This window comes from Candidatus Pelagibacter sp. Uisw_094 (genome assembly GCF_047729535.1).
In the GTDB taxonomy this organism is placed as follows: Bacteria; Pseudomonadota; Alphaproteobacteria; order Pelagibacterales; family Pelagibacteraceae; genus Pelagibacter.
The window spans coordinates 1,246,439-1,267,148 of record NZ_CP159823.1 but is presented as its reverse complement, the minus strand read 5'-3'; the positions used below and the strand labels follow the sequence as shown (position 1 = coordinate 1,267,148).

Below are 20,710 nucleotides of genomic sequence, written 5' to 3'. Positions count from 1 at the left end.
ATTTGAAGCTGACAAGTTTATAAAATTAAATACAAACTAAATTATATGTATATTTCAATTACAGGATTAAAAACAAAAAATTTTTTATCTGAAATAAAGTTTTGGATACTCACAATACCAGCCTTTAGAGCAGCTCAAAAAGCAGAAGGTAATTTATTTTGTGAAACAAAAAGAGTAAATGGCTATCAACACACAATAACGGCATGGAAAGATAGAAATATGATGATTCAATATTTAACAAGTAAGGTACATGCAAAAGCAATGAAAAATTTTAGATCAATTGCAACTGGATCAACCTATGGCTATGAAGGTGATCAAATACCATCTTGGAAAGAAGCTATAGGACTTTGGCAAAAAAATTATAAAGAATATTAAATTGAAAAAAGAAAATCTACCATCAAAAATATGCCCAGTTTGCAGAAGACCTTTTGTTTGGCGTAAGAAATGGAAGTTAAATTGGGACAGGGTAAAGTATTGCTCTAAGAAGTGTTCGAAGTGATTTACTTATCTTTATTTGCTATATCTTTTTTAGCTGCAACCATTTTACCATTTTCATCTGAATTCACATTGGCAGGGTTAATTGCAACATCAAATTATGATAATTTATTATTATTAATAGTTGCAAGTTTTGGAAATGTTTTGGGGTCAGTTGTTAACTGGGCTCTAGGATTTTATTCAAGAAATCTTACTACAAAAAAATGGTTTCCATTTAAAGAAGCACAAATAGAAAGATCATCAAAATGGTTTGATAAATTTGGTAAATTGTCATTATTATTTGCTTGGGTTCCTATAATAGGTGATCCACTGACTTTAGTTGCAGGCTTATTGAGAGTTAGATTTTTAGATTTTATAATTTTAGTAGCAATTGGAAAAGTAAGTAGGTACCTTATTGTTTTCTATTTGATGAGCTAAGTAATGAATATAATAGTTTTACAACATATAAAAATTGAAGATCCAGGCTATATCAAAGATTTAATGCTAGCTGATGGCTTAAACTTAACTACTGTAGAGTTGGATGAAGGTGAAAAAATTCCAAGTGATTTAAGTAAATTTGATGGAATGTTTTGTATGGGTGGTCCAATGGATACTTTTATGGAGCAAGAATACCCATGGTTAATTGAAGAAAAAAAAGCAATTAAAGAATTTGTCATTGATTTAAAGAAGCCTTACCTAGGTTTTTGTTTAGGCTGTCAGTTATTAGGAGAAGTTGTCGGTGGCAAGGTAGTAAAATCTAATCCAGCAGAAATTGGAATAATGGATATAAATTTTACTAAAGAAAAAAATGAAGATATTTTATTTTCAAAATTTCCAGAGCAAATTAAAAGTTTACAGTGGCATTCTTATGAGGTCCAAGGAATAGATAACAATAAAGATGTTACTTTATTAGCTTCATCACCTGTAACTAAATATCAAATTTTTAAATATCAAAATCATGCTTATGGAATTCAGTTTCATATTGAGATTAAAGATACAACAGTTAATGAGTGGGGCTGTGTGCCTGAGTATAAAAAAGCCCTTGAAGACAAACTTGGTGAGGGTGCTTTGGATAAATTTGATGAAGCAGCTAAAAACAATATGGCAGATATGAATAACTATTCTAAGATTCTTTATAATAATTTTAAAAAGCTTTTATGAAAAGATTAAACCTAGGACCAAAGGTAAAATTTAAAAAAGCAAAATTACCTACGAAAAAAAAATTATTTGGGAAGTATACAATTCTTGAACCTTTAAATGTCACCAAACATTCAAAAGAATTATATATTCAATATTTAAATGATAAAAAAAATATTATATGGACTTACTTGCCTTATGGTTCATTTAAAACTTATGCTGAATTTAAACATTGGTTAAAGACTTTTTGCTTAAATAGTGACCCATTTTTTTATGCAATCTATTCAAAAAGGCACAAGCAATATTGTGGGATGGCTAGCTATTTGAGAATAGAGCCAGATCATGGCTCTATAGAAGTGGGGCACATAAACTATTCACCTCTTTTACAAAATTCAATTGAAGGAACTGAAACGATGTTTTTAATGATGAAAAATGCCTTTGATACGTTAGGAAATAGAAGATACGAGTGGAAATGTAATAATTTGAACTCTGCTTCTAAAAAAGCAGCCATAAGATTAGGATTTAAATTTGAAGGCGTTTTTAGGCAAATGTTTATATTTAAGGGTAGAAGCAGAGATTCAGCATGGTTTTCAATTATAGATAAAGAATGGAAAAAATTAAAAGTAGGTTATAAAAAATTTTTATTACCATCTAATTTTAAAGATTATAAGCAGATAAAAAAATTAAAATTGTAATATTATTTTAAAGAGATAGATAAATTGGATGTCAGAGATTTTTATTCAAACTTTTTTTCTATATTTTATTGTTATAGATCCATTGGGAAATACTCCTTTGTTTTTAAGTATTACTCAAAATATGGATACAAACAAAAAGATAAGAATAGCATTAAGTGCAACAATAATAGCTTCAATCATATTATTATTTTTTGCATTACTTGGAAGTGCATTACTAAGTTATTTAAATATTTCTTATCCAGCATTCACAATTGGTGGAGGAATAATTTTATTAATTATTGCAATAGAAATGTTGTTTGACAAGCGTCAACAAAGAAAAGAAGAAGATATAGATCTTAATTCAGATAACGTTAGTGTTTTTCCTTTAGCAACACCTATTATTGCAGGGCCAGCCGCTATCACTTCAGTAATAGTTTCTGTCTCAGATATTGGAACTAATTTTACCAATCAGACTGCAGGAATGATTGCACTAGTATCTGTTTTATTTTTAACTTTTATAATTTTTTTTATAGCTTCAAAATTTTCTAAAATAATAAATAAAAAAATAATTGGAGTTATTTCAAGAGTGGTAGCTATTATTCTTGTTGGATTAAGTGTTCAATATATTTTAGATGGTATCAAAACCTTTTTAGCTTAAATCATTTTAATTATTGGAATGGTTTGATGGTTTTAGTTTAGTGTTTGTTTTTTTGAAGCTCATAAATAGAAACATAATGTTTCTTTTTGGGTAATGGTATTATTGTGGGGACTTTAGTTAATCTTGGTTTTATAGATTTTTTTCCCACAATAATATTTTTATCATAATTTTCCAAGTCAACTTCTGGATGGGGATTTCCATCATTAATTAATGGCCATGCATCACACGCCCTATAACCAAATAAAATCAAAGGTCTTGAGCTATCCATGTGATTGTGACCAGACCCGTGAACTGATCTGCAATGAAAAAAAACAACCGTTCCAGCTGTCCCAGTTATTGAAACACTTTTATTTATTCCAATTTTATTTTTTTTCAAATCTATTTTTCCAATAAAAAAGTTTTCTTTATTGTGGTGATTATATAGTTTTTTTTTATGAGAATTTTTTATTATTTTAAGAGGCCCATTTTTTTCAAAGCAATCATCTAAATAGATACCAACAGTAATTAAATCATCGTTAGTATGAGGATAAAATGCCCAGTCTTGATGCCACCCAATCTCACTTCCTTTTTTTTTGTTAGGAAGTTTAAAGTTTAATTTACCTAAATGAAATCTTACAGATCCACCTAATAATTTTTTAGCAATTGAAATTATTTTTTTATTTCTTGATAGATCATAAAAAATTTTATGTCTATTTTGAGGATTATTTAATCTTAAAATTTCTCTATTTTTTAAAGAATTGGAATTATAAACAAAGTGATAGTTGTCATAGGATTGAGTTTTATTCAAAGTATTTTTTTTATTTTTTTGCTTTTCTTTTAATACAATTTCATTAACAATTTTATTTATCTTACTTATATTTTTTTGAGAAATTAAATTTTCTTTTATAAGATAACCGTTTTGTTTAAAAAAATTCAATTCATTCATATAATCTTAATATATGAAAAAAAAAACTTATTTCAATATTCTATTTGAAGGATGAAATTATCTTTGGAATATAATTCTTAAAATTAAAAAAACCTTTGTTACAGTATTGCCAAGATAATTGATCAAGATTTCTATATAAAAAAACCATTTTAATATTATTTGAATTTAAATAATCTAAGTTTTCACCAACTGCGGGATACAAGCTATAATAATTTTCAATATTTTTAACTTCACTTATATCAATAACTTCACAATCAATAGATTTATCTTTTAATCTTTGCTCTTGGTCTTTCATTAGAAGGGACTTAAATTTCACCAATTTTTCACTCAGTTTAATAGACCTATTTTCATTTTTGTTAGAAATTATATAAATCTTTTTAAAGTTATTTTCCTGAAAGTCTGTAATTTCAAACGAGAGATTGTTTTCAAAAATTAAAAGATTTTTTTCTTCAAGGTTTTGTGGGTTATTAAAGTTCCGTTTAATTAAAGGGTAGGACTTGTTGGAAATCTTTGGAGAAGCATTTTCATTTAATTTTATGTTTTGAAATCTATTATTTGTAAATTTATTTATATTCCATTCACTTGCAAGATAATGCTTGCCTTGAGTTTGAACACCGGCTACCCATCTCCAACCAAGGGTATTTGATGCAGTGTCACCATCATAAAGATGTTGCATAAAAAACTCAGCCCCCAATTGCCATGGTAATTCTAGAGTGAATATCCAAATACTAGCAAACCACATTCTTGTGTGATTATGAAGATAGTTATTTTCTTTAAGTTCATTTACCCATTGATTAAAGCATTCTATGTTTGTTCTCCCCTCAATAACGTTTAGATAATTTTGGTCATTTTTAAATTCATCTCTAAGTTTATCTAATTCTATTAAGTAATCAGACCAAACATTTGGTCTTAACTCCAACCAACCTTTCCAATAAACACGCCACATTACTTCCTGAATAAATTTTTCATTTTTCACAAATGAAAACTTTTTAAGGGATTTATTAATTACTTCTAATTCATTAATTATTCCGTGAGTTATATAGGGAGATAAACAAGAAATATTAGATCTATTATCAGATCCAAAATCAAAATTTCTTAGTTTTGAATAATCTGTAAGATTTTGTTCTATAAAATTATTTAATTGATCAACGGCTTTAGCCCTTGAAGCTCCAAATATCATATTAAACTATTTAGATTTTCTTTTCTTTAGACCTAATTTATCACTGTGTCTTAATCTAAGAATAACTATTGCAGATGCAATTAGAACTATGGCTATAGCTTCATAAACTAATGCTGATGGATCCATTTCTTTTCCTTGCAATATAATAAATCGAGCCAGGGCAGTTATCGCAATTAGAAGAGGCAAAGTTATGCTAATTGATTGCTGGTCCCAAAAAACTCGAACCATTGCTAAAACTTCCAAATAAAGAAACATTAAAAGTAAATCTGCCAACGTTACAGATTGATTTAGAAACATATTTTTAATTTCCATACCAACAGCAATTACAGTGCTTACTAAAATAATGCACATTAATGCTAACTGTAAATTTTTTGCTATTTTTTCCATTACTTATCTTTACTAAATGGTAGCCATTTTTCAAACACTGATTTTGATGGACCATCATAAGGGATTGAATAAGAACTAGGGTTTGGACTTGTTAAAATCTCTATTCCCTTAGAAAATACAAAAATAAATACAATGACAAAAACAATAACCATAATTTTAAATGGATCAAAATTTTTAGTTTTGAATACACTACTAGATTGTGCCTCTGCTTTATGAAAATGTTTAAAAGTCATATAGACTGCAAAAATAAGTCCAACGTGTGCTATGTAAAGACCAGCCCAACCAAAGGCAAAAGTTGTATAAGAAAAAATATATAAACTAAAAACAGTTGTCCAAACAAAGCTTAGAACTAATAAAATTTGTAACCTCACAGACCTTGGCAAAGCTCTTAGATCATTTTTACTGTCATCAAATAAAATATTTGCTGCATCTATCATCCAATTTTTTAGTGCTTCCATATAGCCAGAATAGATATTTATACGTTAAAGGCAAAGGATAAAGTGTCCTTTAATTTTTAGCTTAAATTGGACTTTATTGCACTTTCCAAATTTGCAGAGCTTTGGGCACCTGAAATAAAATCTGTTCCTATTTCAAAGAAAGGCACTCCATTAATTTTTTTTTCTCTCGCAACTGAAATGTATGAATTAACTTCTTTAATATTTTTTAAATTAAAAAAATCATTAATTACATCTGCATTAATATTAAATTCTTTTCCAATACTAATTAAGATTTCTTTATCTCCAATATCAAGACCTTCAATAAAATATGATTGATATATTTTTTCTTTAATTTCGTTGTGCACATTAGATTGTTCGGCTAATTTTATTAATAGGTGAGAAAATACTGTATTGGGTGTTTTCTTTATCTTATCTAGATTAAAATTAAGATCTTCCTTTTTAGCCTCATTAGTCATTTGATCATACATTGGTTGAGCAAACTTTTTTCCACCAAACTTTATTTCTAGATATCTATCTCTTTCAATTCCCTCTTTAGGCATGTCGGTATTTAGTTGAAATGGAACATGCTCTATCTCAAACTTAGTTTCAGGAAAGGCCTTTAAAGCTTTATTTAATCTTGTCTGACCAATAAAACACCACCCACAAATTGTGTCAGCAAATACTTTTATTTTCATTAATTTATGAACGAAGCTTTTGTTTATGAAAGTTAATAAATCTTTCTACGTTTGATTTATTAAAAGTTTTATTTTCTTCAAAAGAAACTTTTTTCATTGAGTAAGCGCTACTTTTTGTTTGTCTAGACATTATGGTAATATTACCTTTGTATAATTTAAGTTTTACGGAGCCATTTACTTTATTCTTTTTAAGGTCAACAATTTTTTGAAGTTTAAACCTTGCTTTTGAATACCAATATCCATTGTAAATAAGTTCAGCATACTTTGGCATAATCTCATCTTTTTTATGCATAGTTTCTTTATCCAAAGTAACAGACTCAATTGCTCTATGAGCAGACATTAACAGTGTTCCACCAGGTGTTTCATAAACACCTCTAGATTTAATCCCAATAAATCTGTTCTCAACTAAATCAACTCTACCTATTCCATTTTTGCCAGCAACATCGTTAAGTTTTTCTAATAAATTTCCAGGTGATAATTTTTTACCATTAACAGTTATGGGGTCTCCATTTTTAAACCCTATAATTACAAATGAAGCTTTGTTAGGTGCTTTTTCAGGAGATACCGTTCTTTGAAAAAGAAATTCAGGAGCTGAATTTTTTGGGTTTTCTAAAACCTTACCCTCAGTTGATGTGTGATATAAATTATCATCAATAGAAAAAGGAGGAGCACCTTTTTTATCTGTAGGAATTGGAATATTGTTTTTTTTTGCATATTTAATTAAATCTGTTCTAGAATTTAATTTCCATATTCTCCATGGTGCAATAATTTTTACTTTTGGACCAAAGTAATGATAGCCCAATTCAAATCTTACTTGATCATTTCCTTTGCCGGTTGAACCATGTGAAACAGCATAGGCTCCAAATTTTTTAGCAGCAGCAATTTGACGTTTTGCAATTAAAGGTCTTGCAATTGAAGTACCCAATAAATAAACACCCTCATAAATTGCATGTCCCCTGAGCATTGGAAAGACATAATCTTTTACAAAAATATCTTTTAGATTTTCAATAATAATATTTTTAACACCTAGTCTTTTGGCATTTCTTATAATTTTATTTCTATCAATTTCTTGACCAACATCAGCAGTATAGCAAATAACTTCTGCATCATAATTTTCCTGAAGCCATTTTAAAATAATAGAAGTATCTAGTCCGCCTGAATATGCGAGAACAATTTTTTTTTTTGATTTCATTTACTTAGCTACAATTTGCTTTAGTAGCATTATAAGCTTTAGTAAACCCTAGTAGAGAATAGTGGTCAATTGTTGAAGAGCCGTTTTGAGTGTTGCCTGTAATCATTATTCTAGAACCTCTCTTCATAGTTTTAATCATTTTAATCTCAAGTTTAGTACTAGTTATCCATGCAAATCCTTCTTGGAGAATATCAAATTTATATTTATTTTTTCCAGATTTAGCTAATACAGAATTTTTATTATTAAATTCATAACCACCAGTAACACTTATTTCATTTGTTATTTTTTCCCCAGGTCTAAAGCTGATAAATAACCTTGCTTCTCTAGATTTTTTTTGGGTGATTGTAATACTGGAACTGATTGAGCAAAACAAACTTTACCTGAATCAGAATTTACCACATAAGTTTCCCAGTCTTTATGTGTTCCCATTTTTTTTACTTCTTCAGCACTAACCTGACTAATAAAAGTAGTAACAAAAATTATGATTATAAAATTTTTAATTATGGACATGGGTTAGAGTAAATTGTTTGTACTTCATTTATTTCTTTAATTGCTTCATCAGTTAAATCTATATTTACACTTTCCACGTTGGTTTTCAACTGCTCCATAGTAGTTGCTCCAATAATAACGCTTGTCATAAAAGACTGTATTTCACAAAATTTTAAAGACATTTGAGTTAAATCAAGGTTATGTTTTTTAGCTATTTCAAAGTATGCATCTACTGCTTTATTAGTGTTGGGTTTTTCGTACCGAGTCCAAAAACTACCATCACGTTCAATTCTTGAATTTTTTGGCATTTGATTGTTCCTATATTTTCCAGATAAATATCCACTTGCTAAAGGAGAGTAGGCCAATAAACCAATTTTATCTCTTACAGAAACTTCAGCAAGGCCAACTTCATAAGTCCTATTTAATAGATTATAAGGATTTTGAATTGACATCATTCTTGGAAGCCCTTTTTCTTTTGATAATTCTAGATACTTAGAGACACCCCAAGGTGTTTCATTGGATAAACCCACTTCTCTAATTTTACCAGCATCAACAAATTTTTGTAAGCTGCCCAAGACATCTTCAAATTGATTCCACTCACTACTGTCATCATGTTCATAACCTAATTTTCCAAAAAAATTAGTATTTCTCTCTGGCCAATGAAGTTGATAGAGATCGATATAATCTGTTTGTAGTCTTTTCAGACTATCATTTACAGCTTGAGTCATTTTCTCTATTCCGTAATTATTTCCACCACCTCTTAAATAAGCCCTCATAGGTCCAGCAACTTTAGTTGCTAAAATAACCTTGTCTCTCTTGTTTGTTTTTTTAAACCAATTACCAATTATAATTTCAGTATGACCATAAGTTTCTTCTCTTGGCGGAACAGCATAAAGCTCTGCAGTATCCCAAAAGTTTACACCTTGATCCAAGGCATAATCCATCTGCTCAAAACCCTCATTTTGGGTATTTTGCTCACCCCAAGTCATTGTGCCGAGACAAATAGTGCTTACTTTTAAATCAGTATTTCCTAATCTTTTATAATTCATAATTATTAAGCCTTATTAAGACATCTTGAAATAATAGTAAAAGGCTATTATATGTAAGGCATGATATTCAATAAACAAAATTTGCTAAACAAAGTAAAAGAAGCGCAACAATCAACGGTAGTAATGGATGAGGGCTTAAGAGCCTACATGCTAAAAGTCTACAACTACATGGCTTCAGGTATTTTACTAACAGGACTTATATCTCTAATATTTTTCAAACTATCTGTAGTAACAGATGCTAACGGATCAATTACATCATTAACAAGCCTAGGAAATACAATATTTCTTTCAGGTTTTAAATGGGTAGTAATGCTTGCTCCACTTGGAATAGTTTTTTATATGAGTGCCAGGATTAATAAAATGTCAGCATCAGCTGCTCAAACAACTTTTTGGGTTTTTGCTTCTTTAATGGGGCTATCATTATCTTCAATATTCTTAGTTTATACTGGAGCGAGTATCACTAGAGTATTCTTTATTACCTCTATTACTTTTGGTGCAATGAGTATTTATGGTTACACAACTAAAAGAGATCTTACAAAATTAGGATCATTTTTAATGATGGGCTTAATTGGTATTATTGTTGCATCAGTTGTTAACATGTTCTTAAAATCTTCAATGATGGACTTTGTAATTTCAATTCTAGGTGTTTTAATTTTTGTAGGCCTTACTGCTTATGATACTCAAAAAATTAAAAACATGTATGTATCAAGTGATACAGGTGAATTGATGGGTAAAAAAGCTGTAATGGGTGCCTTAACTCTTTACCTAGACTTTATAAATTTATTTATAATGCTGTTAAGATTATTTGGACAAAGACGATAGTCTTTTTATTTCTTAAGGTTTTTCCAATTAGTATTTTTAAGTAAAATTTCTAGATCGAAAGAATTTTTTAAAACTTTACCATTAGAATCTGTAATTAAATATTTTAGATTTTTATTAGTGGGTTTAAAGTTTTTACAAATTTTATATAAAGCATTCTCTGCTGCATTTTTAAAAACACTAAAACCAACCTGTCTGTTAGAAATATTTAGACCATAGTCTTTCCATGACCCTTCAGAGACCATCTTTGCATATAGGTCTAAAATGATTTTAAGTTCTTTTTTTTCAAAAAATTGTCTTTCTTCTATTTGTTTGTGAGGGTTATTTACGACTAGTTTTAAGTTTCTATTCATCAAGTTTGTGTTTATTAATTAATGATATCTGAAACCCTGTAAAAACAAGGGTTATTGGCAGCATTCCCCAAACCTTAAAGTTAACCCAAAATTCTTCTGTTTGTGTTCTCCAGACGCATTCATTAAGGATTGCAAGGCAGAAGAAAAAATACATCCATCTTTTGTTTAGTAATTCCCAACCCATGTCAGTTAGGGCAATTGATTTACCCATAATCTTTTTAAGAACAGGCTCATTTGTAAAATATTTTCCAAAATATAAAGCAAGGGCAAATAAAATATTAATAATTGTTGGTTTCACATAAAGAAAAACTGGATCATTAAAATAAATTGTTAGACCCCCAAAAAATGTAATTAAGACACCACTTATTAAAGGCATCATAGGTATTTTTTTTTCAAAAAACCAAACAACTATTAGTGCAATTAATGTTGCAACTATAAGTGGAGGAATTGCAACTGCTAGGTTCTTATCATTGTTATAATAATAATAAAAAAATATAGCTAAAGGCCCAAAGTCTGTGGCAAATTTAAGAAAAGATTTATTCACTTGACAGATATTAACATATTAAAAAAAATATAAATGTTTTTTATTGATTTTTATTTTTAAACCCCCATATTAATAGCTATGGCAATTCAAAAAGCAAAATTTTCAATAGGCGATATTGTAAAACATAAACACTTTGAGTTTAGAGGTGTAATTTATGATGTGGATTTCGAATTTAATAATTCTGAAGAATGGTATCAATCCATTCCAAAGAATGTTCGTCCTAGAAAAGATCAGCCCTTTTATCATCTGTTAGCTGAAAATGATGAAATTACTTATGAGGCATACGTTTCAGAGCAAAATCTATTAATGGATGACTCAGAAGATCCAATTAAACACCCTTTAATTGAAGAGATTTTTTCTGGCAAAAGAGGCTCTAGCTACTTTAAGCCCTCTAATTAATTCTTTTTTTAAACACAATTAATTCAAATCTTCGACATATATAGTTGTTAAATATAATTATGTTCTGATCAAGAGTGTTAAATAACGTTTTTATCATTATTGACTCCCTCTGCATTCTTGATCAGGATGAATTTCCATAATAAAAATTAAATTACCTTTTTTTAATATATATAATTTAAAAATGTTTAAATATTTTGAGCCTAATAAAATTTTTGCAGTAACCTCTAAAGCTCCAAAGTATGTTTTGTTTTTATTTATTATTGTCTTAACAATTGGTTTAACCGAGGCGCTCATACTCTCACCTGAAGATTATAAACAAAGTGATGCAGTAAGAATTATGTATGTTCATGTACCGGCTGCTTGGATATCACTTGGAATATTTTCAAGTTTAGCTTTGTTGTCTGTTGGAAGTTTTGTTTTTAAAAATAAAAATTTTGCACTAATTGCTAAAAGTTTAGCACCTTCAGGATTTATTTTTAATATTATTGCATTAGTTACAGGTTCAATTTGGGGAAAACCAACCTGGGGTACCTGGTGGGCTTGGGATGCAAGAATAACCTCTATGCTAATTTTAGCATTATTTTATGGAATGTATTTATTGGCTTGGAGAATTTATGAGGACAAAGAACAAGTGATAAAGGTCACTTCTTTGATTGCAATTTTAGGAGTGGTAAATGTTCCCATCATTAAATTTTCTGTAGATTGGTGGAACACGTTACATCAACCAGCTTCAATTAATATTTTATCAACCAACACAGCAATTCATCCATCAATGTTAGTCCCATTGGGTATTATGACTGCGGCATTTGCCCTTTTTTCATTACTCATTTTTTTGATGAAATATAATACCGAACTGATAAAAGTTAAAAATAAAGGATTAGATAGATTATGATAAATGAAATAATTTCAATGAATGGATACGGAGCTTACGTATGGTCAGCTTTTTCATTTACATTGATCAGTTTTACAGCCTTGTACTTTGTAACTAAGTTACAACTTTCAAAAGAGCAAAAGAGATTTGTTTCTAAATTTGGTTCTCTAAACGTTGAGAAAGCTAAAGCTGCGAGATCACAGAATATTAATAGAGAAATATTATCTAATACATCAAATATTTAACTAATAAACCATGTATGGTAAAAAAGTTAAATTACGACTTGTATTCTTAGCTTTAATCTTAGCCTCAGTAATTTTAACAGTTTTTTTAATTTTACAATCATTAAAAGAAAACGTTGTATATTTTCAGTCTCCGTCTGAAATAAAGTCTTTAATAGAATTAAATAATAAAAAAATAAGAGTAGGTGGGATGGTTAAAGAACAGTCAATTTTTATAAATTCTGACGAAGTTAATTTTATTATTACTGACTTTAAAAATGAAATTAATGTTGTTTATTCAGGGGCAGTGCCTAATTTATTTGCCGAAGGAAAAGGAGTGGTTGCTGAAGGTTTTTTAAAAGATAAGAATTACTTTACTGCTACTAAAATTTTGGCAAAACACGATGAAAATTATATGCCCCCAGAAGTTAAAGAAGCCATAGGAGATAAATAAATTGCTAGCTAATCAGATAGGTTATTATTCTTTAATTTTAGGGTTACTACTTTCGGTTTTACTTTGTGGTGTTTCAATTAAAGATTTTAATAATAATAATAAGCAGATTAGCCAAAATATATTATCTCTATCATTTCTACAGTTAGTTTTTGTAATTGTGAGCTTTTTGAGTTTGATTATATCTTTTATAAACTCAGACTTTAGTAATGAGACAGTCTTTAATAACTCTCACACAACTAAACCATTATTCTATAAAATCTCAGGAACTTGGGGAAACCATGAGGGAAGCTTATTACTATGGTTATTAGTATTAACTTTATTTATTTTTCTATTTTTAATTAAATCAAGAGAGCAACCTAAAAAATATAGAATTTTAACCTTATTATTTCAGCAAATAATAATTATTGGGTTTTTTTTATTTGTATTAATGACATCTAATCCTTTTAATTATTTATTTCCAATCCCTAATGAAGGCCTTGGTCTTAACCCAATTTTACAAGATCCAGCTTTAGCAATCCACCCCCCAATTTTATATTTAGGTTATGTTGGTACATCTATAATATTTTCATCATCTCTTGCTGCAGTTACGCAAAACTATGTTTCAAAACAATGGGGACAGCATATTAAAAAATGGGTTTTAGTTTCTTGGATTTTTCTAACTATAGGGATTATGCTTGGATCAATTTGGGCTTATTATGAACTAGGATGGGGAGGTTTTTGGTTTTGGGACCCAGTTGAAAATGTTTCTTTAATGCCATGGTTAACATTAACTGCATTGTTACATTGCATTGTAGTCTTAGAGAGAAGAGCTGCATTAACATCTTGGGTAGTTATATTATCTATTACAACGTTTACTCTAAGTATGTGTGGAACTTTTTTAGTAAGGTCTGGAATATTAAATTCTGTACATACATTTGCCAATGATCCCGCAAGAGGTATTTTTATATTAATATTTTTATTTGCATTAATTGTTTTATCTTTAGGAATATTTTTTATATTTCACAAAGAAAATAACAAAAGCTCAAATAATTTCTTTTGGCTTAGCAAAGAAACCTCCATCTTAATAAACAATTGGTTTATGATGTATTTTCTATCGGTTGTTCTAATCGGTACGGTATACCCAATTTTTCTAGACGTAATATCTAGTGAAAATATATCAGTAGGACCTCCCTTTTATCAAAAATTAATCGTACCTTTTTTAATACCATTTCTATTATTCATGTCACTTGGACCACGACTTAAATGGATTAAATCAAAAATTGAAAATAAGAAATCACTTATTATCACATTTATAATTTCAGTAATGTTAACTTTTTTTATTATTAAAAATTTAACTACAGACTTACTTTTTTATACAGTTTTAATTTCTGCTGCTTTTTTTCTATTCTTTACAACTTTAAAAGAATTATTTATTAAAAGATTTAATAATGTCTCTCAAACTGTCTCACACTTTGGTTTTAGTTTATTAATATTAAGCATTCTATTTAATAGTATTTTATCTTCAGAAATTATAACAAACATAAAAATTGGTGAAAGATACGATTATAATAAAGGAGAAATTTTTTTTAAAAAAACAGAAGAGAAAAAAGAAAGTAATTTTAACTCAATCATTGCCTTTTTTGAAATAAAAGACAAAAATGGAAAGACTATTGAATTAAACCCTGAGATTAGAATTTATAATCAGCCTGTAATTATTACTAGTGAGGCAGATATAAAAACAACACTATTAGAAGATAAGTTTCTAGTAATGAACCTTGTAAAAGGTAATGAATATTTTAATATTAGATATCAAGTAAAGCCATTTATGGTTTGGATCTGGATTTCAGTTTTATTATTAAGTCTTGGTGGGTTAATGAGTTTATTTAAAAGAAAGATATGAAAAATAAGTTTAGCTTATTTATTGTAATTATATTCTTAAGTTTTTTTTTTGTTATTTTTTATAAAGGATTAAATACTCCAAATAACTACACTCCCAAGGTTAATGAAAAAAAAAATATCCCAACCTTTAAAGCTAAGGACTTTTATTCAGATAACTATATTAATTCTGATAAAATTTTTGAAGAGAGCACTTTTTATATTGTAAATATTTGGGCGTCGTGGTGTGTACCTTGTAGAGCAGAACACCCATTATTAATGCAACTAAGTGAAAATCAATCAATTAAACTAATTGGATTAAATTATAGAGACAATTATGATAATGCAAAAAAATTTATTGATGATTTTGGTAACCCATATTCTAGAATTTTAATTGATAAAGATGGAACTTTAGGAATTGAATTTGGGGCTTATGGAGTTCCAGAAACTTTTTTAATAGATAGAAAAAAATTTATAATAAAAAAATTTATTGGTCCAATTAATCAAGAAATTGTTAATGAAATTAAATCAATTATTAAATGAAAATTTTAAAAATATTTATACTCCTATTTTTAGTCACAAACTTTTCTGAATTAAAATCAGATGAAGTAAACGATGTTTTAAAAAATAAAATTTTAAAAAATATCCGTTGTTTAATTTGTCAGGGTCAGTCAGTATATGACTCAGAATCTGAGTTTGCTTCTAGTATTAAATTAATTGTTGATAGAAAAATTAATGAAGGATTAAATGAAAAACAAATATATCAATTTTTAAGAGAAAAGTATGGTGATTGGGTCATTTTTGACCCCCAATTAAACAAAAACACTTATGTTTTATGGTTATTACCATTATTATTATTTTTATTTGGTGGTGCAATAATATATAAAAAATTAAAAATTTTTAAAAAATAATAAATCTAATTTTTATTCAAGAAATTAACCAATGAACTTAAAAGACTGCCATAACTTTAGTGATTTTAGAAAATTAGCAAAAAAAAAATTACCCTCACCTATATTTCATTACATTGATGGTGCAGCAGATGATGAAACTACTTATGAAAGAAATACGAGTTCGTTTAATGATGTTGACTTAGTTCCTAATGTTTTAAGAGGTGTTGAGAATGTTGATTTATCTACTACTATTTTTGGAAAAAAATTAGATCTACCTTTTTATCTTGCACCAACAGCGCTACAGAGATTATTTCATTATGATGGAGAAAGAGCAGTTGGAAAAGCAGCCCAAAAATTTAATACGATGTTTGGTGTTTCAGCTCTTGCAACTGTGAGTGTTGAGGAAATAGCCTCACTAGTTGATACACCAAAAATGTTTCAGTTTTATTTTCATAAAGATAGAGGTTTAAATGATTCCTGTTTGGAAAGAGCAAAAGCAGCTAAATTTGATGTTATGGCTTTAACAGTAGACACAATAACTGGAGGAAACCGTGAAAGAGATTTAAGAACTGGATTTACATCACCTCCAAAACTTACACTTTCAAGTCTTTTTAGTTTTGCAACAAAACCAATGTGGGGAATAAATTATTTAACAAAAGGTAAATTTGAATTACCTCATCTTCAAGATTATGTAAAAGAGGGCACAGACACCAATACCTCAATAGGACAATACTTTTCTACCATGTTAGATCAATCCATGAACTGGAAAGATGCTGAAAAACTTTGTTCTCAATGGGGTGGGCATTTTGCACTTAAGGGAATTATGAGTGTTGAAGATGCAAAGCGTGCAGTTGATATTGGATGCACTGGAATAATGGTTTCAAATCATGGGGGAAGACAACTTGATGGATCGAGAGCACCCTTTGATCAGCTTGCTGAAATAGTTGATGCAGTTGGGGATAAATTAGATGTAATTTGTGAAGGTGGATTTCAGAGAGGAACTCATATGCTTAAAGCGTTGTCATTAGGTGCAAAAGCATGTTCAGGAGGAAGACTTTATTTATATGCTTTAGCTGCTGGAGGACAAGCAGGTGTCGAGAGAGCTATTGAAAAATATAAAGCAGAATTAGTAAGAGATATGAAATTAATGGGATGTACCAAAATAAGTGATTTAAATAGAAACAACTTAAGGTTTAGATAATTATGAATTTAAAAGACTGTTATAATTTTAATGATTTTAGAAAATTAGCTAAAAAAAAATTACCCTCACCCATCTTTCATTATATTGATGGTGGTGCTGATGATGAGTAAACATTAAGAAGAAATACTGAATCCTTTAATGACTGTGATTTGGTTCCTAATATTCTTGCAAGTGTTGGCAAGCCAGATTTATCAACAACTGTTTTTGGAAAAAAAATTGATATGCCAATTTTTCTTTCACCAACTGCAATGCAAAGACTTTATCACCACGAGGGAGACAAGGCATCAGCAAGAGCTGCAGAAAAATTTGGAACTTTTTACAGCATGTCAACAATGGCAAATAATAGTATTGAGGAAATTGCTTCCATTTCAAGTGGTCCAAAGCTATTTCAACTTTATGTACATAAAGATAACTCTATTACAGATGACTTAATAGATAGGTGTAGAGCATCTAACTTTGATGGAATGTGTTTAACTGTTGATACTTTGGTTGCTGGTAATAGAGAAAAAGATCATAGAACTGGATTTACAACTCCACCAAAACTTACATTGCAAAGTTTAATAAGTTTTGCCCTTCATCCACAATGGGTATTTAATTATTTTACTCATGGAAAATTTGAAATGTCTAATGTTAAAAATAAAACAGACAAAGGAACTAATATTGCAAAATCAGTAATTGAATATATTAATGAACAGTATGATCCAGCAATGAGCTGGAAAGATGCAGAATATTGTGTGAAAAAATGGAATGGTCCTTTTGCATTAAAAGGAGTGATGTCAGTTGATGATGCAAAAAGAGCAATAGATATTGGTTGCACAGCAATAATGATTTCAAATCATGGTGGAAGACAACTAGATGGATCAAGATCACCCTTTGATCAAGTTAATGCGATTAGAGAGGCTGTTGGAGATAAATTAGAGATTATTTTAGATGGTGGAGTCAGACGAGGAACCCATGTTTTAAAAGCTTTAGCAGCAGGTGCTACAGCATGTAGTTTTGGAAAAATGTTTTTATTTGCATTGAGTGCTGGGGGTCAACCGGGCGTGGAACGTCTATTGCAAAACATGCATGATGAAATTAATAGAAATATGGTATTAATGGGCTGTAAGAACTTGAAAGAATTAAATATGTCAAAATTAATCTATAGAAAATAATTTTTACTTATTAAGATTATATATAAAAAAAATAAATTAAATTATAAAATATTATACTAGAATTAAATTGTTATGAAGTTAGCAAAAAATTTACAAAGACTAGGAACTGAATCTGCATTTAGTGTTTTAGCTGAAGCAAAAAAATTAGAAGCACAGGGTAAGCCTATGATACATTTAGGTTTAGGTCAGCCTGACTTTAAAACTCCACAACATATTGTTGATGCTGCAAAAAAAGCTTTAGATGATGGTCATCATGGGTATGTTTTATCTAATGGAATCTTAGAATGCAGACAGGCAGTTAGCAGAAAAATCAAAAAACTTTATAATAAGGATATTGACCCTGAAAGAGTTTTAATAATGCCAGGCGGCAAACCAACCATGTATTATGCAATACAGATGTTTGGTGAATCAGGTGCAGAAATTATACATCCAACGCCTGCATTCCCAATATACGAATCAATGATTAATTATACAGGTTCAACAGCAGTTCCATATGACTTAACAGAAGATAAAGATTTAAAATTTGATCCAAAAAAAATTTTATCACTAATCACTGATAAAACTAGATTGCTAATATTAATTAACCCAAATAATCCAACAGGAAGTTTTGTTGAAAAATCTGCAATAGATGTTTTAGCAGAAGGGTTAAAAAAATATCCTCATGTAGCAATCCTTAGTGATGAAATTTATAGTAGACAAATTTATGATGGAAAAGAAATGCCAACATTTTTCAATTATCCTGATTTGCAAGATAGATTAATAGTTTTAGATGGTTGGAGTAAAGCTTACGCTATGACAGGTTGGAGAATGGGGTGGAGTGTGTGGCCAGAAGAATTAATACCACATGTAAACAAACTAATTATTAATAGTGTTTCATGTGTTAATGCTCCGTCACAATTTGCAGGAATTGCAGCTTTAGATGGACCAGACGATGCAATCCATGAAATGATGGTAAAATTTGACCAAAGAAGAAAATTGATTCATGAAGGTTTAAATAGTTTACCGGGTATTGAATGTAGTTTGCCAGGTGGAGCTTTTTATGTATTTCCAAAAGTTATAGGTACTGGCATGAATGGTTCTGAATTTGCAAAAAAAGCTATGCACGAAGCAGGTGTGGCCATAGTCCCAGGAACAGCTTTTGGTAAAACTGCTATAGATTATGTAAGATTTAGTTTTGCAGCCTCAGAAGATAGTATTTCTCAGGCATTAGAGAATATTAAAAAGATGTTAGGCTAAAAATTTTTTTAATTAAGATCAAAAATTTTACCTGGATTCATTATATTGTTTGGATCAAGACTTCTTTTAATTGATTTCATCAAAGGTAAATTGTCTGGGTGTTCCTTAAGAAGATAAGCTTTTTTCTGCAATCCAATACCATGCTCACCAGTAATTGTTCCCTCAAGTTCCAAGGTCTTATCTATAAGCTTATCACTAAAATCTCTAATTTTTTGATAAGAACCTTCAACAGCTGGGTCATACATTATGATTGCGTGAAAGTTCCCATCTCCAACATGACCAACCATTGGTGCCTTAAGACCAAATTTTTTTATTTCTGTTTCAGCAAAATTAATACACTCAACTAAATTTGAAACAGGTACACATACATCTGTTGAATAAATCTTAACATTTTTACCTTGTGCTTTTACAGAATAATAAACGTCATGCCTTGCTTGCCATAATTTATTTCTATCCTCAAGTGACACAGCCCATTTAAAATCACTTCCATTATTATTTTTAGATAATTCTTCTACAATTTTAATGGCTTCTTTGTTTGATTCTTCACTACCGTGAAACTCAAAAAAGAGTGTTGGTTTTTCCTCCATATTTTCTAATTTTGAATAATTAATACAAATCTCCATTTGGTCTTTATTTAACATTTCTATTCTTGCTATTGGAACGCCATATTGAATAACCTCTTGTGATGTCAAAACTGCAGTTTCAAGATCAGGAAAATGACATACTGCACTCATTATACTTTCAGGTATTGGTGATAGTCTTAAATGTACTTCAGTGATAACCCCTAAAGTTCCTTCAGAACCTATAAATAAATTTGTTAAGTTGTAGCCTGCAGATGATTTTTTTGTGCGAGTTCCAGTTTTAACAATTTCACCACTTGGTAACACTACAGTCAAGCCTGATACAACTGTTCTCATGGTTCCATATTTGACAGCCATTGTTCCTGAAGCTGAAGTCGAAGCCATTCCACCTAGTGCTGCATCTGCACCTGGATCAATTGGAAAAAAAACACCATCATCTCTCAGGTGTTCGTTTAGTTGTTTTCTAGTAACATTTGCCTGAACTCTACAATCAAAATCTCCAGCATTAACACTTAAAACTTTATTCATTTTTTCCAAAGATAAAGTTACACCATTTTCATTTCCAACAGCATTACCTTCTAAAGATGTTCCGGTTCCAAAAGGAACTACAGGAATTTTATGCTTATTGCATAAGGATAGTATTTTTGAAACTTCTTCGTTTGTTTCTGGAAAAACTACAGCTTGAGATAAAACTGCTTCATAAGCATCCTCTCCTCTTGCATAGTTTGCCCTAGTAGATTTTGAAATAGAAAACCTATCTTTTAAAAGACTTGAAAGTTCTGTTTGTAATGTATTGTTTTCCATTATTTTTTTAAATAGTATAACAACCTTAAATT

Annotated in this window: 27 protein-coding genes and 1 pseudogene; 17 read left to right on the top strand and 11 right to left on the bottom strand. The window is 29.3% G+C overall.

The window, feature by feature from the left end:
- The first annotated feature begins 45 nt into the window (after nucleotides 1-45).
- The 6 genes from ABXT72_RS06925 to ABXT72_RS06900 are packed head-to-tail and all read left to right on the top strand — an operon-like array spanning nucleotide 46 to nucleotide 2,943.
- Nucleotides 46-375 (top strand): hypothetical protein, encoded by a 330-nt coding sequence (locus tag ABXT72_RS06925; protein ID WP_271616197.1) that lies wholly within the window; start codon nucleotides 46-48, stop codon nucleotides 373-375.
- Between the two features lies 1 nt (nucleotide 376).
- On the top strand, nucleotides 377-499 hold the full coding sequence (locus ABXT72_RS06920; protein WP_415278210.1) for a DUF2256 domain-containing protein: 123 nt from the start codon (nucleotides 377-379) through the stop codon (nucleotides 497-499).
- Nucleotides 496-912 carry a YqaA family protein gene (locus ABXT72_RS06915; RefSeq protein ID WP_415278209.1) on the top strand — a complete coding sequence of 139 codons (417 nt, stop codon included), beginning with the start codon at nucleotides 496-498 and terminating at the stop codon, nucleotides 910-912. Before ABXT72_RS06920 ends, ABXT72_RS06915 begins: the two co-directional genes overlap by 4 nt.
- 3 nt (nucleotides 913-915) lie before the next feature.
- Complete coding sequence (locus ABXT72_RS06910) at nucleotides 916-1,635, top strand: type 1 glutamine amidotransferase (RefSeq protein WP_415278208.1); 720 nt, start codon at nucleotides 916-918, stop codon at nucleotides 1,633-1,635.
- A complete protein-coding gene (locus ABXT72_RS06905; RefSeq protein ID WP_415278207.1) occupies nucleotides 1,632-2,306 on the top strand; it encodes a GNAT family N-acetyltransferase in 675 nt (224 codons plus the stop codon). The genes ABXT72_RS06910 and ABXT72_RS06905 overlap by 4 nt, the downstream gene beginning before the upstream one ends.
- Nucleotides 2,307-2,334: 28 nt before the next feature.
- Nucleotides 2,335-2,943 carry a MarC family protein gene (locus ABXT72_RS06900; protein ID WP_415278206.1) on the top strand — a complete coding sequence of 203 codons (609 nt, stop codon included), beginning with the start codon at nucleotides 2,335-2,337 and terminating at the stop codon, nucleotides 2,941-2,943.
- A gap of 37 nt (nucleotides 2,944-2,980) precedes the next feature.
- Here ABXT72_RS06900 and ABXT72_RS06895 read toward each other — a convergent pair whose 3' ends face one another.
- The 8 genes from ABXT72_RS06895 to ABXT72_RS06860 form a co-directional block, all read right to left on the bottom strand.
- Nucleotides 2,981-3,868, bottom strand: a complete 888-nt coding sequence (locus ABXT72_RS06895; RefSeq protein ID WP_415278205.1) for a phytanoyl-CoA dioxygenase family protein — start codon at nucleotides 3,866-3,868, stop codon at nucleotides 2,981-2,983.
- 40 nt (nucleotides 3,869-3,908) lie between these two features.
- A complete protein-coding gene (locus tag ABXT72_RS06890) occupies nucleotides 3,909-5,048 on the bottom strand; it encodes an FAD-binding domain-containing protein (protein WP_415278204.1) in 1,140 nt (379 codons plus the stop codon).
- A gap of 6 nt (nucleotides 5,049-5,054) precedes the next feature.
- Nucleotides 5,055-5,435 carry a phosphate-starvation-inducible PsiE family protein gene (locus ABXT72_RS06885; RefSeq protein ID WP_415278203.1) on the bottom strand — a complete coding sequence of 127 codons (381 nt, stop codon included), beginning with the start codon at nucleotides 5,433-5,435 and terminating at the stop codon, nucleotides 5,055-5,057.
- Entirely contained in the window at nucleotides 5,435-5,893 is a 459-nt protein-coding gene (locus ABXT72_RS06880; protein WP_415278202.1) for a hypothetical protein, read from the bottom strand. Before ABXT72_RS06880 ends, ABXT72_RS06885 begins: the two co-directional genes overlap by 1 nt.
- 56 nt (nucleotides 5,894-5,949) lie before the next feature.
- Nucleotides 5,950-6,567 (bottom strand): DsbA family oxidoreductase, encoded by a 618-nt coding sequence (locus ABXT72_RS06875; protein ID WP_415278201.1) that lies wholly within the window; start codon nucleotides 6,565-6,567, stop codon nucleotides 5,950-5,952.
- 4 nt (nucleotides 6,568-6,571) lie between these two features.
- Nucleotides 6,572-7,759, bottom strand: coding sequence for an argininosuccinate synthase (locus ABXT72_RS06870; protein ID WP_415278200.1), 1,188 nt, complete (start codon nucleotides 7,757-7,759; stop codon nucleotides 6,572-6,574).
- Nucleotides 7,760-7,763: 4 nt separating this feature from the next.
- Entirely contained in the window at nucleotides 7,764-8,132 is a 369-nt protein-coding gene (locus tag ABXT72_RS06865; protein WP_415278199.1) for an invasion associated locus B family protein, read from the bottom strand.
- Nucleotides 8,133-8,259: 127 nt separating this feature from the next.
- Entirely contained in the window at nucleotides 8,260-9,297 is a 1,038-nt protein-coding gene (locus ABXT72_RS06860; protein WP_415278198.1) for an aldo/keto reductase, read from the bottom strand.
- A gap of 60 nt (nucleotides 9,298-9,357) precedes the next feature.
- On the opposite strand from ABXT72_RS06860, the gene ABXT72_RS06855 reads away from it, so the two are divergent.
- Nucleotides 9,358-10,119, top strand: a complete 762-nt coding sequence (locus ABXT72_RS06855) for a Bax inhibitor-1/YccA family protein (RefSeq protein WP_415278197.1) — start codon at nucleotides 9,358-9,360, stop codon at nucleotides 10,117-10,119.
- A gap of 5 nt (nucleotides 10,120-10,124) precedes the next feature.
- Here the strand turns inward: ABXT72_RS06855 and ABXT72_RS06850 are convergent, their stop codons facing one another.
- Together ABXT72_RS06850 and ABXT72_RS06845 are read right to left on the bottom strand one after the other, a co-directional pair.
- The gene (locus tag ABXT72_RS06850) at nucleotides 10,125-10,469 is read right to left on the bottom strand and encodes a DUF2794 domain-containing protein (RefSeq protein WP_415278196.1); all 345 of its coding nucleotides are present in this window, start codon (nucleotides 10,467-10,469) and stop codon (nucleotides 10,125-10,127) included.
- Nucleotides 10,462-11,013 (bottom strand): septation protein A, encoded by a 552-nt coding sequence (locus ABXT72_RS06845; RefSeq protein WP_415278195.1) that lies wholly within the window; start codon nucleotides 11,011-11,013, stop codon nucleotides 10,462-10,464. Before ABXT72_RS06845 ends, ABXT72_RS06850 begins: the two co-directional genes overlap by 8 nt.
- A 78-nt stretch (nucleotides 11,014-11,091) precedes the next feature.
- Here ABXT72_RS06845 and hspQ point away from each other — a divergent pair, with 78 nt between their 5' ends.
- The 10 genes and pseudogenes from hspQ (at nucleotide 11,092) to ABXT72_RS06795 (ending at nucleotide 19,293) form a co-directional block, all read left to right on the top strand.
- A complete protein-coding gene (gene hspQ / locus ABXT72_RS06840; protein ID WP_006997624.1) occupies nucleotides 11,092-11,412 on the top strand; it encodes a heat shock protein HspQ in 321 nt (106 codons plus the stop codon).
- A gap of 181 nt (nucleotides 11,413-11,593) precedes the next feature.
- The gene (gene ccmC / locus ABXT72_RS06835) at nucleotides 11,594-12,304 is read left to right on the top strand and encodes a heme ABC transporter permease CcmC (protein WP_415278194.1); all 711 of its coding nucleotides are present in this window, start codon (nucleotides 11,594-11,596) and stop codon (nucleotides 12,302-12,304) included.
- Nucleotides 12,301-12,528: a hypothetical protein gene (locus tag ABXT72_RS06830; RefSeq protein ID WP_415278193.1), complete on the top strand. Its 228-nt coding sequence runs from the start codon at nucleotides 12,301-12,303 to the stop codon at nucleotides 12,526-12,528. The genes ccmC and ABXT72_RS06830 overlap by 4 nt, the downstream gene beginning before the upstream one ends.
- A 10-nt stretch (nucleotides 12,529-12,538) precedes the next feature.
- A complete protein-coding gene (gene ccmE / locus ABXT72_RS06825) occupies nucleotides 12,539-12,958 on the top strand; it encodes a cytochrome c maturation protein CcmE (RefSeq protein WP_415278192.1) in 420 nt (139 codons plus the stop codon).
- A gap of 1 nt (nucleotide 12,959) precedes the next feature.
- Nucleotides 12,960-14,837: a heme lyase CcmF/NrfE family subunit gene (locus ABXT72_RS06820; RefSeq protein ID WP_415278191.1), complete on the top strand. Its 1,878-nt coding sequence runs from the start codon at nucleotides 12,960-12,962 to the stop codon at nucleotides 14,835-14,837.
- Nucleotides 14,834-15,355 (top strand): DsbE family thiol:disulfide interchange protein, encoded by a 522-nt coding sequence (locus ABXT72_RS06815; RefSeq protein ID WP_415278190.1) that lies wholly within the window; start codon nucleotides 14,834-14,836, stop codon nucleotides 15,353-15,355. Before ABXT72_RS06820 ends, ABXT72_RS06815 begins: the two co-directional genes overlap by 4 nt.
- Nucleotides 15,352-15,723 (top strand): cytochrome c-type biogenesis protein CcmH, encoded by a 372-nt coding sequence (locus tag ABXT72_RS06810; RefSeq protein WP_415278189.1) that lies wholly within the window; start codon nucleotides 15,352-15,354, stop codon nucleotides 15,721-15,723. The genes ABXT72_RS06815 and ABXT72_RS06810 overlap by 4 nt, the downstream gene beginning before the upstream one ends.
- A gap of 31 nt (nucleotides 15,724-15,754) precedes the next feature.
- A complete protein-coding gene (locus ABXT72_RS06805; protein WP_415278188.1) occupies nucleotides 15,755-16,903 on the top strand; it encodes an alpha-hydroxy acid oxidase in 1,149 nt (382 codons plus the stop codon).
- Nucleotides 16,904-16,905: 2 nt separating this feature from the next.
- Nucleotides 16,906-18,057: pseudogene (locus ABXT72_RS06800) on the top strand (alpha-hydroxy acid oxidase).
- A gap of 72 nt (nucleotides 18,058-18,129) precedes the next feature.
- A complete protein-coding gene (locus ABXT72_RS06795) occupies nucleotides 18,130-19,293 on the top strand; it encodes a pyridoxal phosphate-dependent aminotransferase (protein WP_415278187.1) in 1,164 nt (387 codons plus the stop codon).
- Nucleotides 19,294-19,301: 8 nt separating this feature from the next.
- Here ABXT72_RS06795 and ABXT72_RS06790 read toward each other — a convergent pair whose 3' ends face one another.
- Nucleotides 19,302-20,678 (bottom strand): FAD-binding oxidoreductase, encoded by a 1,377-nt coding sequence (locus tag ABXT72_RS06790; RefSeq protein WP_415278186.1) that lies wholly within the window; start codon nucleotides 20,676-20,678, stop codon nucleotides 19,302-19,304.
- Nucleotides 20,679-20,710: the final 32 nt, after the last annotated feature.